The following is a 13,494-nucleotide window of genomic DNA, read 5'->3' on the forward strand; positions in this document are numbered from 1 at the left end:
ACAAGCTCTACTGACAGATAGCTTGGTTATGTTTTTTTCTTCAATAACGCGTTGCGTTGCTTTTTTGTGATACGTACTCCGAAATCTTTATCAAGTACATCGACTATCGTTTCAAAGAATTGTGCTTTTATCTTGGTATCTTCTAGCTCTTTTTCGAGGGCTTTGATTTTTTGCTCAGGTGTTAAGTCATTGGGTTTAGACATAAGGGGAAGCTCATTCATATGATTGGGAGTACCTTTACTCCAATCTAGTTGACCATATCGGCGAAGCCAAGTTAAAACGGTTGAAGCCCCTTGTATTCCATAGTGGTTTTGCGCTTGTTTGTAAGTACATTCGCCTTTTTCTACTTTATCAACGACGGATAATTTAAAGGCAAGTGAATAATCTTTTTGTGTACGCTTAGTTATTGGTTTCATTATCTTCTCCAAATTGAAGTTGGAAAAGTGTCAACCTTATTCAGGACGGGTCACCAACAATAAAAAAGCCCGCTTAAAGCGGGCTTTTTTACAATGCTATATTGAATAATTATGCACGAACAATGCGAAGCGTGTTAGTTGCACCAACAGTTTCCATATCGTCACCTGAAGTCAGTAATACTAAGTCACCATCTTCAAGTTTATCGTCTGCTTTAAGTGCAGATAAAATATCCTTAGTTAATTCACCCGTCTTACTTTGAGTTGAATCAAAGTAGAAAGGCTGAACACCACGGTATAACGCAGATGCGTTTAATGCTGACTCATGACGAGATAAAGAGAAAATAGTAATGCCTGAGCTAATACGAGACATCAGTTTAGCCGTGTTACCAGATTCAGTTAGCGATACAATTGCCTTGATACCATTCATGTGGTTTGCAGCGTACATTGCTGATAATGCAATTGTTTCAGGAACTGAATCAAACTCTTCACTTAATCTGTGCTTAGAAGCAAGGATACTTGGGTGAGCTTCGGCACCTACAGCAACACCAGCCATAGAAGTAACTGTTTCAATTGGGTATTTACCCGCAGCTGTTTCACCAGAAAGCATTACTGCATCAGTACCATCTAATACCGCGTTTGCAACGTCCATCACTTCTGCACGTGTTGGCATTGGGTTATCAATCATTGATTCCATCATCTGCGTTGCAGTGATAACTGTGCGGTTTAATTGGCGCGAGCGTGAGATTAATTTCTTTTGCTTGCTAACAAGTGCTGGGTCACCAATTTCAACACCTAAATCACCACGAGCAACCATGACCACGTCGCAGTTTGTGATGATATCGTCGATCGCTTCATCCGTTTCAACAGTCTCTGCACGCTCAACTTTTGCAACGATTTGAGCATTTAAGCCAGCTTCTTCAGCTAATTGACGAGCTTGACGTAAATCTGCACCTGACTGAGGGAATGAAACAGCTAAGAAGTCAACGCCAATTTTAGCGGCTAATTTGATGTCTTCTTTATCTTTAGCTGTTAAAGCTGGTGCCGATAAACCGCCACCTAATTTGTTGATGCCTTTGTTGTTTGACAACTTGCCACCAATGCTTACTTTCGTGATGATCTTGTTGCCTTCAACACGGTCAACGATGAGTTGAACACGACCGTCATCAAGTAATAATGTATCGCCATTAACTACATCTTTTACTAAGTCTTTATAATCAAGACCAACTGCATCAACAGTACCTTCACCTTTACCCATGTCAGCATCAAGTACAAATGGTGCACCTTCTTCAAGGAAGATTGGACCATCTTTGAATGTTGAAACACGAATTTTTGGGCCTTGTAAATCACCTAAGATACCAACGTACTTACCTAGACGTTTCGCAATTGCTCTTACATTTTCTGCACGGCCAATGTGATCTTCTGGACAGCCGTGAGAGAAATTCATGCGAACAACATTAGCACCCGCCTTGATGATACCTTCTAAGTTATCATCGCGATCCGTTGCTGGGCCTAAAGTTGTGACTATCTTGGTTCTTCTAAACATATAATTTGCTCCGCGTGCTTTTTCGCATTTTTATACCGCTATTTATTCCTTTTGAAAAAATAACGTATTTAATTAACTTAATTAAGTTTATAGACTTTATTTTTGAAGAAAAAATGAAACAAAGCGTTTCATTTTTTCAATTTAATCGTTGTAGTGTTTTTCGTAGCGAGAATCTCTCAAACCATCCTTTACTCGCTTCAAATTATCTCTAAATTTTGGACCACGTCTCAATGTAAAACCTGTCGCTAAGATATCGACTAATACCAGTTGGGCGATACGAGAGGCCATCGGCATGTACATATCTGTGTCTTCTGGTACGTCCATAGATAGGACAGTAGAACAGGCTTCAGCTAATGGACTGTTACTTGCGGTGATACCGATCACAGTAGCGTCATTATTACGTGCGATATTAGCGATCTCGACTAAGCTTTTGGTGCGGCCCGTGTGAGAGATGATAACAACGACATCGCCTTCGTTGCAGTTGATACAACTCATGCGTTGCATTAACACGTCTGAGAAACAGACAACGGGTACATTAAAGCGGAAAAATTTATTTTGTGCATCTTGTGCAACTGAAGCGGATGCGCCGAGTCCAAAGAACATGATTTGACGTGCTTGGGTAAGCTGGTCAATGGCTTTGTTAACAGCTGTTGGGTTCAGAGTGCTTCTTGCACTGTCGAGAGACGCCATGGTCGATTCAAAGATTTTATTGGCATAAGCTTCTGGGCTATCGTCAGCTTCAACGTGTCGGCTGACATAAGGCGTACCATTGGCAAGGCTTTGTGCAAGATGCAGTTTGAAATCGGGGAAACCTTTGGTTTCTAGTCGACGACAAAAGCGGTTAACTGTTGGTTCACTGACTTCAGCCGCTTTAGCGAGCGTGGCGATACTAGAATGGATAGTGGTTTCCGGGGAGGCGAGAATGACTTCAGCAACTTTGCGTTCAGATTTACTAAAAGCGTGTTGGCTTTGAGTAATTTTGTCCAAAATGTTCATAGTTAACACTTGCCTTAATTGAAACTTATTGTAAACAACTTACAAATATGAAGGTTATTGTGCCGTTATTTTGAAAAAAATGAAAGCTAACTACTAAAAATCTGTAAGTTTTTATACAGTTTAGGTTATAAAAATGAGTTTGTTAACCTAATTAAGGAGTTTTCGGTTGTAAAATTACACGTTTTGTAGTTATATAGCGAACCGAAAATTTAGTATTATTCATGCACATGCATATTTATTATTTCTAGACGGGAGCAAACATGGCCACTCAAACAAATGGCAAAGCCTGCGATTTTGTATTATTCGGTACAAAAGGCGATTTAGCCCGCCGTAAGTTATTACCAGCTTTATACCAACTTGAAAAAGCTAACTTACTACACGACGACACACGTATTATCGGTGTTGCTCGTTACGACTACTCTCAAGCAGACTACGTTGCATTAGTAGAAGAAGCACTTAACACATTCCAAAAAGAAGAATTAGACCAAACAGTTTGGACAAAATTCAAAGCGCGTTTAGATTACTGTGAAGTTAACTTACGCGAAGCTTCAGCATTTGCGGCGCTACGTGACCATGTCGATCTAGATGCACGTGTGATGGTTAACTACATGTCTACACCGCCTTCGATCTTCGGCAATATTTGTGAAGGTTTACACGAAGCGGGTCTAATTAACAATGAAACACGTGTTGTATTAGAAAAGCCAATCGGGCACGATTTAGCTTCTTCTGCGGTCATTAACGACCAAGTAGCTCGTTTCTTCTCAGAGGACCAAACTTACCGCATTGACCACTACTTAGGTAAAGAGACGGTACTTAACTTATTAGCATTGCGTTTTGCTAACTCTATCTTTACTACAAACTGGGATCACAACTGTATTGACCATGTTCAAATCACTGTTGCTGAAGAAGTTGGCATTGAAGGTCGTTGGGGTTATTTCGACGATGCGGGTCAAATGCGTGACATGGTTCAAAACCATTTATTACAAGTATTATCACTTGTTGCGATGGAACCACCAGCGTCTATCGATGCAAATAGTGTACGTGACGAGAAATTAAAAGTTCTTAAATCTATTCGTACAATCGATGAGAGCAATGTAGCTGAAAAAACGGTTCGTGGTCAGTACACAGCCGGTGAATTCAATGGTCAACCAGCGCCTGGTTACCTTGAAGAAGAAGGTGCGAATACAGAAAGTAACACTGAATCGTTTGCCGCTATTCGTGTTGACATTGATAACTGGCGTTGGGCAGGTGTACCTTTCTATCTGAGAACAGGTAAACGTCTTCCTACAAAACTGACTGAAATTGTGGTTCATTTCAAACCATTGCCGCACAATATTTTTGCAGGCCAACAAGGACAATTACCAGACAACAAATTAATCATTCGCTTACAACCACATGAAGGTGTAGAGATTCAGGTTATGAACAAAGTACCTGGTCTTGGTAAGCAAATGGAATTACAACAAACTAAATTAGATTTAAGCTTCTCTGAAACATTCAAGGATGCGCGTATTGCCGATGCATACGAGCGCTTATTACTTGAAGCATTAATGGGTAACCAATCTCTATTTGTCCGTCGTGATGAAGTTGAAGCCGCTTGGACATATGTCGATGGCATTATCGCAGCTTGGAAAGCAAGTGGTGAAAAACCAGAGCCATATGCTGCAGGTAGCTGGGGCCCTCAAGGTGCATTTGACTTAATGTCTAAAGACGGCCGTGAATGGGATAAATAAGGGATTACTGATGAATTTAGTTGAATTTAAAGATACCAATGAATTAAACCCCGCTTTCGCTGAACGCGTAGCTGGTTTATTAGCCGATGCAATTGCTGACAAAGGTAAAGCTTCATTAGTTGTTTCTGGTGGTAGTACACCATTACCTTTTTTCAAAGCTTTATGTCAAAAAGACATTGCTTGGGAAAACGTTACTATCACGCTCGCGGACGAGCGTTGGGTAGACGGTGATCACAAAGATTCAAATACAGCATTAGTAAAAGCGAACCTATTACAAGACAAAGCAGCGGCAGCTACATTTGCTGAAATTAAAACTTCCGAAGCATCTGCTTTTGGTGCAGAGGCAAATGTAACGCAAAGTTTAGCGTCTTTATCATTACCGATTGATGTTTTAATTCTAGGTATGGGTGAAGATGGTCACACTGCATCTTTATTCCCATGTTCAGAACAAATTAAGCAAGGTTTTGAATCAGAAGATTTGGTTGTTGCGGTAAAACCAACAACTGCGCCACATGAGCGCATGTCGTTAACGCTTAAATCATTATTACAATCTAAGCAAATTTTCCTTCACCTTGTGGGTGAAAATAAAAAAGTTGTATTAGATCAAGCATTAGCGTCAGATGACATCTACGAAATGCCTATTAGAGCAATATTAAAACAAGAACAAACTCCTGTAGATGTGATTTACACTGCAATTAAGGCCTGAGGTGAAATATGAATCCTGTAGTACAGAAAGTCACGGAACGCATTATCGAGCGCAGTAAAGCGACTCGTGCAGCGTATTTAGAAAAAATTGAAAAAGCGCGAATTAAAGGTCCACATCGTGGTTCTTTATCGTGTGGTAACTTAGCTCACGGTTTTGCTGCGTGTGGTAAAGAAGATAAAGATAGCCTTAAAGCTTTTACTAAAGCAAACATCGGTATCATTAACTCATACAACGATATGCTTTCAGCGCACCAGCCTTACGAACAATATCCAGATATCATTCGTGAAGCCGTTAAAGAAGTAGGTAGTGTTGCTCAGGTTGCTGGTGGTGTACCAGCTATGTGTGATGGTGTTACACAAGGTCAAGACGGCATGGACTTAAGTCTGATGAGCCGTGACGTGATTGCAATGTCTTCATGTGTAGGTTTATCTCACAACATGTTCGACGGTGCTTTAATGTTAGGTATCTGTGACAAGATTGTCCCAGGCCTTGTTATGTCAGCATTAGCATACGGTCACTTACCATTTGTATTTGTACCAGCGGGTCCAATGCCTTCAGGTATCTCAAACAAAGAAAAAGCGGCTACACGTCAGTTATTCGCTGAAGGTAAAGTTGGTCGTGATGAATTATTAGAGTCTGAATCTGCTTCTTATCACTCAGCAGGTACTTGTACTTTCTACGGTACTGCTAACTCTAACCAGCTAGTTGTTGAAGTAATGGGTCTTCACTTACCAGGTTCTTCATTCGTAAATCCAGGTACACCATTACGTGATGCATTAACTAAAGCTGCTGCTAAACAGGTAACGCGTTTAACTGATTTAGGTACTGAATACACACCAATTGGTCACATTGTTGACGAAAAATCAGTTGTAAACGGTATTGTAGCCTTGTTAGCAACGGGTGGTTCAACTAACCATACAATGCACTTAGTTGCGATGGCTCGCGCTGCTGGTATTTTAGTTAACTGGGATGATTTCTCTGAATTATCATCAGTAACACCGCTTATCACTCGTATTTACCCTAACGGCCAAGCTGATATCAACCACTTCGTTGCTGCGGGCGGCATGGCGTTATTATTCCGTGAATTACTAGGCGCTGGTTTACTTCACAATGACGTTAAAACAATTTGTGGTGAAGGTCTTGAAAAATATACGAAAGAACCATTTATCGAAAATGGTGAGCTTGTATGGAAAGACGGTCCTACTGAAGCAGCTGACCCAGGTGTTATTGCTACAACTGAAAAACCATTCAAACAGGATGGTGGTGTAGTTGTTTTAGACGGTAACTTAGGTCGTGCAGTAATTAAGACTTCTTCTATGGAAGATCCTAACGTTGTTATCGAAGCGCCTGCAGTTATTTTTGAAAGCCAACATCACTTAGACGGTGCTTTCAAAGAAGGTAAGTTAAATAAAGATTGTATTGTTGTTGTTCGCTTCCAAGGCCCTAAAGCAATCGGTATGCCTGAACTTCACAAATTAACGCCTCCATTAGGTGTATTACAGGACAAAGGCTACAAAGTTGCTTTATTAACTGATGGTCGTATGTCTGGTGCTTCGGGTCGTGTACCTGCTGCTATCCACTTAACGCCAGAAGGCATTGATGGTGGTTTAATTGCTAAGGTGCAAGAAGGCGATATGATCCGCATCGACCCAGCTAATCAAGCTGTGACGTTATTAGTGGACGAAGCTGAATTAGCAGCTCGTAAGCCAGCTGAGCCAACTTTAGTAGCTGATGAACGTGTAGGCATGGGACGTGAGTTCTTTGGCGCACTTCGTAGCCACATGACAGGTGCCGAGCAAGGTGCTTGTAGTTTATTTGTTGATGAGAACTAATTAAGGAATTAATCGGATGATTAATTTAATTGCAGATATAGGTGGTACCAATATTCGTATTGCGCGATTAAGCCAAGCGAATACTGATTTTTCTGCAATCCGTACATATGCTGTGGCTGACTTTGAGAAGTTTGAAGGTGCTATTGCACAGTATCAATCGGATGAAGGGATAGCACAATTAGATCATGTTTGTATCGCTATTGCATGCCCGGTAAACGGTGATGTAGTGTCGATGACCAATCATTCATGGTCTTTTTCGATTACAGATGTACAACAGAAGCTAAATTTAAAAAGCTTCTTAGTGATCAACGACTTTACCGCTCAAGCAATGGCATTGCCATTCTTGAGCAATGAAAACAAAATTCAAGTTGGCGGTGAGCAAGCTGACACAACAAAACCTATGGTTGTATACGGCCCAGGTACTGGCCTAGGCGTTGCTCATTTAGTCAATACTGGCAAAGGTTATATGCCTTTACCAGGCGAGGGCGGACATGTCACTTTCGCGCCAATTGGTGAACTTGAACAGCAAATTAACCAAGTACTGGCTGATTTGTATGCTCATGTCTCAGTTGAGCGTTTAGTGTCTGGTCCGGGTTTATACGCAATTTACCAAGCTATATGTAAAATAAAAAAGGTTGATGCGATTTACCACACTCCTGCATCTGTATGTCAAGCTGCACTAGAGGGCAATGATGAATACAGCAAACTCGCATTAAATACTTTTTGTGAAGTAATGGGCAGTTTGGGCGGCAACCTAGCACTTAATATAGGTGCATATGGTGGCGTCTTTATCGCAGGTGGTATTGTGCCGCGTTTTATTGAATTTTTAAAAGCGAGTGACTTTAGAAAACGATTCGAAGAAAAAGGTCGCTTTAAGGACTATTTAAGTCCTATCCCTGTTTATGTTGTAACCGAGGAACAACCTGGACTACTCGGTGCTGCCGCTTATTTAGCGCAGAATATAGAGGTTTAATATTATGAGTAATAACTGGAAAACACCATCTTCTGAAATTTTAGCGCAAGGTACAGTAGTACCTGTCTTAGTATTTAATAAATTAGAAGATGCGTTACCTGTATCTGAAGCGCTTTTAGAAGGCGGCATTAAAGTATTAGAAGTAACACTACGTACTGAATGTGCTATTGATGCAATTGCATTGTTATCTGAAAAGTTACCAGAAGCGGTAACTGGTGCGGGTACAATTATCACACCTGAGCAGTATTCTGCAGTAGAAGCTGCTGGCGGTCAATTTGGTATTAGCCCAGGTTTGACACCTAATTTATTAACAGCAGCGAATAAAGGCACAATGCCACTTATTCCTGGTATCTCATCTATTTCAGAAATGATGACGGGTATTGAGCATGGCTATGACTGCTTCAAGTTCTTCCCAGCTGAAGCTGCCGGTGGCGTACCAATGTTAAAATCAATTGCTGGCCCATGCCCACAGATTAAGTTCTGTCCAACAGGTGGTATTAGCCCAAGCAACTACTTAAACTACCTTAAGTTACCAAATGTAGCTTGTGTAGGTGGTTCTTGGTTAGTGCCACAAGATGCTGTTGCTGCGGGTGATTTCAAGAAAATCACTGAGTTAGCAAAAGCAGCAGTTGAAGGTGCTCAGTCAGCAAAGTAATACGACTGAATTAAACCAATAAAAAAGCCAAGTCAATGACTTGGCTTTTTTGTATCTGAATCTAAAAGTGAAACATCACTTAATGATTTTTATTATTTGTTGTAGGCTGTGACTTTCACCGGACTTTAAGTTTAAGTAAGGTTTAAACGCTGCAGGTTCTACACACAACATTCCCTTCCAAACTTCAGCACCCATGCCAGGCGTTTGTTCAGACACTTCTTGCCAAGGGTTCCAAACAATTAAGCTGTTGTTGCCTGAGTGTGTTAACTCGTAAGTATGAATTGGGCTTTCAATCTCAGCGTGTTCACAACGATCGATATGAACGCGATCAGTTTGTTCGCGAAAACGATAAAGCTTAGGTGCATCAACAGATTCCCAGTTAGTTGCTTCTGCAATATAGTGAGAATTAACTAAGCCATGTAGTTCTGTGTTTTGAATATCACCAACATTGAAGTAAGTGTGAAGGGCTGCACTGAACTCATAGCTCTGTGTGCCAGTATTCTTCGTAGTTAATTTGATTTCAATTTGCTCATCAAACGTTAAAGTTTGCGTGAGCTCAATGCCATCTTGGATTAATGCTCTATACTCAGTTGTTAGTGCAGTTAAATCAGGCGATACAGACAAGTTAAACTGCTTACCATTGAAGTCAAACTTAACAAGTTTCCAAGCAATATTTCTGACTAAACCGTGCGAAGGTAAAGTTTTGTCCGTACGATGACGACCAAACCAAGGCCAGCAAATAGGCACGCCACCACGTAAAGATTTTGAATCATCCATGTGAGAGTTCTCACTTAACCAGATCACAGGCTCACTGTGATCAACTTGCGTGAACCAAATAAGCTGGCCACCCGTTACGGCAATTGCAGCTTGGTAATCGGTGGTTTCAACCCACCAATAACTTAAACCAGAATCCAGTTGGCGTAAGCTAAGTTCGTTTGAGATTTGTTCTAAAACGGTCGAATTAATAAATGGATTTTTCATAACATCTTAAATAATAAAAAAGGCGGCTGAATCGCCGCCTTGTTGATTCATTTAATGTGGCTTATTTTGCCGTCATTAATTTAACAGTGTTATCTAACATACGGTTACTGAAACCCCACTCGTTATCGTACCAAGACATAACTTTAACTAAGTTACCTTGAACGCGAGTTTGAGTTGCATCGAAGTTAGATGTGTAAGTGCTGTGGTTGAAGTCAGAAGATACTAATGGCTCTTCGTTGATTGCTAATACTTCAGCAAGTACAGGATCAGCTGCGATTGCATCAGCAATTACTTTGTTTACTTCTTCAGCAGTTGTATCTTTTTCGGCAACGAAAGTTAAATCAACTAATGAAACGTTAACTGTCGGTACACGAACAGCCATGCCGTCGAATTTACCTTGTAATTCAGGAACAACTAAACCAACAGCTTTAGCCGCACCAGTTGCTGTAGGGATCATGTTTTGAGCCGCAGCACGCGCACGGTACATATCAGTGTGGTAAACATCTGATAAACGTTGGTCGTTTGTGTATGCGTGGATAGTTGTCATTAAACCTGACTTGATACCTAAAGCATCGTTTAACGGCTTAGCGATTGGCGCTAAACAGTTAGTAGTACAAGATGCATTAGAGATAATTGTCATGTCTGAAGTGATTTCGTCTTGGTTAACGCCGTAAACAACAGTTGCGTCAACATCACCTTTTGCAGGAGCAGAGATGATTACTTTTTTAGCACCAGCATCGATGTGTGCTTGAGCTTTATCTTTAGAAGCGAAGAAACCAGTACATTCGTAAACTACGTCTACACCTAACTCACCCCAAGGTAAGTCTGCTGGGTTACGCTCTGATAACGTGACGATTTTATCGTCGTTGATGTAAAGTGCTTCATCGTCGTGAGAAACTTTAGCGTTGAAACGACCGTGAACTGTATCGTATTTAGTTAAGTGAGCATTGATTGCTGAATCACCTAGGTCATTGATTGCTACGATTTTGATGTCGTAGTTTTTTTCTGATTCATATAATGCTTTTAAAACATTTCTACCGATACGGCCATAACCGTTAATTGCTACTTTGATCGTCATTTCGTGTTCCACTTTTTAGTTAGAATATCAGACTGAAGTTTCGTTCTTATCCTGAACGGCAACTCGTTTATAAAATTGCTGCAAGTATACCTCAAAGTTTGACCGTTTCTCAAAAATTATCTGATAAAAAAGTAATGATTTTACAATAATTTAAACATATCGGTTATATAACAATCTAAAGTGGTTTGTTATTCAGTCTTTGGTAGTAATTGGCTTACTTTTTGTTTTCTTTGAGTAACAAAAGATTCATCATAATGCGTTTTCATACTCACTGTGAAATGTAAGTAAAAATCATACGTATTCATTTCAAAAAAAGTGAATTATTTAAAATCTAATGTATGCTTGGATAAATTACGATAGTTGCTGATTGTTAAGGATTTTTTTCATGATAGAGTTAATTGATAACCTGAGCCAGATGCGCGGGATTGAGAGTCAATATACAGATGCTTGGGGTAAGCTAGCAACCGTTCCAGAATCGACTAAAGCTAAGTTATTATCAGCCATGGGCTACCCTTTAGAAGATGAAGCTAATTTAGTTGAAGCGATCAATTTTGAAGCGCAAACACTATGGCAAATGCCTATTGATGCAGTGAGTATTCACCGAGTGAATCAGCCCCTTGTTATCGACATTCGGATTCCACTATTGCTTGCCACTAAAATCATTAGCTGGCAAATCACTACAGAATCAAAACAAACCATTAACGGCCAGTTCGAAGCGGTTGATCATGAACTTATCGCTGTTGCGCATTTTGACGAGCTTGAATATCACCACTATCAAGTCACCTTGGATACAGATTTAGCTGAAATGGGTTATCACCAGCTCAGTTTTAAAATGGCTGATGAAGGGTTGGATGTAACACAACAACTCGTTATTGCACCTTTGAGTTGCTATAAGCAAAAACCGATAGCAGATGGTGCCAAAGTGTGGGGACCAAGTGTGCAACTTTACTGTGTTCGCAGTAAAAGAAACTGGGGAATTGGCGATTTTGCCGATTTACAGTTGTTATTACAGCAGCTTGGTGCCAAAGGTGCAGATTTTGTAGGTTTAAATCCTATTCATGCTCTTTATCCAAATAATCCCGAAGCTTGTAGCCCATACAGTCCATCTTCCAGACGTTGGTTAAACCCGCTCTACATTGCGGTTGATCAAGTCACGGGCTTTAAGCAAAAAACCGTACAAGAGCTGTTTCAATCAGATGAATTTCAAACTCGTCTACACATTGCTAAACAATCAGAACACGTCAATTATACGACCGTTGCTGAACTTAAATTTTCAACTTTGAAGTTAATTTTTGAGTGGTTTGAAGCAAAAGGTTCTAAAAAATCACACCAAGCACTGGATAACTTTATTGAGCAAGGTGGTGAATCATTAAAGCAACTTGCAACGTTTGATGCTATTAATGTCTCTTTAGCTGAGCAAGGTAAGGAGAACTGGGGATGGCCCGTTTGGCCAGAAGCCTTCCAAGATTACCATGGTGACGCTGTACAAAAATTTGTCAAAGAACAGCAACAACAAATTCGCTTTTTCTGTTACTTACAGTGGTTAGCGCAAGATCAATTAGCGCAGTGTCAAAAAGCTGCAATATCTTCGGGTATGAAAATTGGTATATATCGCGATTTAGCTGTAGGTGTTAGTGAAGGCAGTGCTGAAATTTGGGGTAATAGAGATCTTTACTGTGTTGATGCAAGTGTTGGCGCGCCAGCTGATGTATTGGGGCCACAGGGTCAAAGCTGGGGGCTTCCACCTATGGACCCAGAAGAACTCATTGAACAAGGTTTTCAGCCATTTATTGATTTATTACGTGCCAATATGAAAGATTGTGGTGCACTAAGAATTGATCACGTTATGGCTTTGCTGCGCCTATGGTGGGTGCCAAAAGGCGAGTCTGCTAAACAAGGTGCTTATGTATATAACCCGGTAGAACAATTACTGGCACTTTTATGTTTAGAGAGCCAGAGAAATAAATGTTTGGTTATTGGTGAAGATTTAGGCACAGTACCGGATGGTATCCAAGAACTCTTGGCTGAAAATGCGGTTCACTCTTATCGTGTGTTCTTTTTTGAAACGGCACAAGATGGTGGTTTTTATTCTCCTGCTCATTACCCAGAACAAGCAATGGCAACATTGACTACCCATGATATGCCAACTTTGGTAGGGTATTGGCGTTGTTATGACCTTGAAATAGGTAAAGAAATTGGTATTTATGACGATGAAGACATTCTAAAAAGTTTGTACGATAACCGTCATAAAGATAAACAGCGTATATTAGACTCTATGAGTGGCCACGGGGCGCTACCAAATTGGATTTCATCTAATGTAGATGAATGCGATATGAATCAAGCGCTCAATTACGCAATGCAAATCCATCTCGCTAAAGGGCAAAGTAGCTTACTTTGCTTGCAATTAGAAGATTGGTTACAAATGGAAAAACCAGTAAATATTCCAGGTACCAGTGATGAATATGCCAACTGGCGCCGCAAACTCAGCATGAATTTAGAAGACATGTTTGAGCAAGAACATATTAATCAACTGTTTGGCGAACTGACTCAAGCACGCCAGCAAGGTTACAAAAATACATAGGCG

General features: G+C 40.5%; 10 protein-coding genes and 1 pseudogene. 6 read left to right on the forward strand and 5 right to left on the reverse strand.

Translation table 11 applies throughout. The annotated features are described in order from the left end of the window. Window positions 1–29: 29 nt before the first annotated feature. The 3 genes and pseudogenes from HR060_RS08790 to HR060_RS08800 all read right to left on the reverse strand — a co-directional run. A pseudogene (locus HR060_RS08790) lies at window positions 30–416 on the reverse strand (helix-turn-helix domain-containing protein); the annotation flags it as partial. Between the two features lie 109 nt (window positions 417–525). Continuing rightward, window positions 526–1,959 carry a pyruvate kinase gene (pyk, locus tag HR060_RS08795; protein WP_174199933.1) on the reverse strand — a complete coding sequence of 478 codons (1,434 nt, stop codon included), beginning with the start codon at window positions 1,957–1,959 and terminating at the stop codon, window positions 526–528. 141 nt (window positions 1,960–2,100) lie between these two features. Beyond that, the gene (locus HR060_RS08800; protein ID WP_174199934.1) at window positions 2,101–2,955 is read right to left on the reverse strand and encodes a MurR/RpiR family transcriptional regulator; all 855 of its coding nucleotides are present in this window, start codon (window positions 2,953–2,955) and stop codon (window positions 2,101–2,103) included. A 260-nt stretch (window positions 2,956–3,215) separates the two neighbouring features. Between HR060_RS08800 and zwf the strand changes: the two genes are divergently transcribed. From zwf to HR060_RS08825, 5 genes are read left to right on the forward strand one after another with little or no spacing between them, the layout of a single operon-like run. Further along, the gene (zwf, locus tag HR060_RS08805; protein WP_174199935.1) at window positions 3,216–4,685 is read left to right on the forward strand and encodes a glucose-6-phosphate dehydrogenase; all 1,470 of its coding nucleotides are present in this window, start codon (window positions 3,216–3,218) and stop codon (window positions 4,683–4,685) included. A 10-nt stretch (window positions 4,686–4,695) separates the two neighbouring features. Next, complete coding sequence (pgl, locus tag HR060_RS08810) at window positions 4,696–5,391, forward strand: 6-phosphogluconolactonase (RefSeq protein ID WP_174199936.1); 696 nt, start codon at window positions 4,696–4,698, stop codon at window positions 5,389–5,391. Between the two features lie 8 nt (window positions 5,392–5,399). Then, entirely contained in the window at window positions 5,400–7,223 is a 1,824-nt protein-coding gene (gene edd, locus HR060_RS08815; protein WP_174199937.1) for a phosphogluconate dehydratase, read from the forward strand. Window positions 7,224–7,239: 16 nt separating this feature from the next. Next, window positions 7,240–8,196, forward strand: coding sequence for a glucokinase (locus HR060_RS08820; protein WP_174199938.1), 957 nt, complete (start codon window positions 7,240–7,242; stop codon window positions 8,194–8,196). A 4-nt stretch (window positions 8,197–8,200) separates the two neighbouring features. Next, a complete protein-coding gene (locus tag HR060_RS08825; RefSeq protein WP_174199939.1) occupies window positions 8,201–8,851 on the forward strand; it encodes a bifunctional 4-hydroxy-2-oxoglutarate aldolase/2-dehydro-3-deoxy-phosphogluconate aldolase in 651 nt (216 codons plus the stop codon). Window positions 8,852–8,926: 75 nt separating this feature from the next. Here HR060_RS08825 and HR060_RS08830 read toward each other — a convergent pair whose 3' ends face one another. After that, window positions 8,927–9,832, reverse strand: coding sequence for a D-hexose-6-phosphate mutarotase (locus HR060_RS08830; protein WP_174199940.1), 906 nt, complete (start codon window positions 9,830–9,832; stop codon window positions 8,927–8,929). 61 nt (window positions 9,833–9,893) lie between these two features. Continuing rightward, a complete protein-coding gene (gene gap, locus HR060_RS08835; RefSeq protein WP_174199941.1) occupies window positions 9,894–10,910 on the reverse strand; it encodes a type I glyceraldehyde-3-phosphate dehydrogenase in 1,017 nt (338 codons plus the stop codon). Window positions 10,911–11,295: 385 nt separating this feature from the next. Between gap and malQ the strand changes: the two genes are divergently transcribed. After that, complete coding sequence (malQ, locus tag HR060_RS08840) at window positions 11,296–13,491, forward strand: 4-alpha-glucanotransferase (protein ID WP_174199942.1); 2,196 nt, start codon at window positions 11,296–11,298, stop codon at window positions 13,489–13,491. The last annotated feature ends 3 nt before the right edge of the window (window positions 13,492–13,494 follow it).

The organism is Marinifaba aquimaris, from assembly GCF_013328345.1.
Taxonomy (GTDB): Bacteria; Pseudomonadota; Gammaproteobacteria; order Enterobacterales; family Alteromonadaceae; genus Marinifaba; species Marinifaba aquimaris.

Bases quoted from the DNA above. Each gene is read 5' to 3' on its own strand.
- zwf (WP_174199935.1), top strand. From the start codon at position 3,216: ATGGCCACTCAAACAAATGGCAAAGCCTGCGATTTTGTATTATTCGGT.
- HR060_RS08825 (WP_174199939.1), top strand. From the start codon at position 8,201: ATGAGTAATAACTGGAAAACACCATCTTCTGAAATTTTAGCGCAAGGT.
- pgl (WP_174199936.1), top strand. From the start codon at position 4,696: ATGAATTTAGTTGAATTTAAAGATACCAATGAATTAAACCCCGCTTTC.
- HR060_RS08830 (WP_174199940.1), bottom strand. From the start codon at position 9,832: ATGAAAAATCCATTTATTAATTCGACCGTTTTAGAACAAATCTCAAAC.
- HR060_RS08820 (WP_174199938.1), top strand. From the start codon at position 7,240: ATGATTAATTTAATTGCAGATATAGGTGGTACCAATATTCGTATTGCG.
- edd (WP_174199937.1), top strand. From the start codon at position 5,400: ATGAATCCTGTAGTACAGAAAGTCACGGAACGCATTATCGAGCGCAGT.
- pyk (WP_174199933.1), bottom strand. From the start codon at position 1,959: ATGTTTAGAAGAACCAAGATAGTCACAACTTTAGGCCCAGCAACGGAT.
- malQ (WP_174199942.1), top strand. From the start codon at position 11,296: ATGATAGAGTTAATTGATAACCTGAGCCAGATGCGCGGGATTGAGAGT.
- gap (WP_174199941.1), bottom strand. From the start codon at position 10,910: ATGACGATCAAAGTAGCAATTAACGGTTATGGCCGTATCGGTAGAAAT.
- HR060_RS08800 (WP_174199934.1), bottom strand. From the start codon at position 2,955: ATGAACATTTTGGACAAAATTACTCAAAGCCAACACGCTTTTAGTAAA.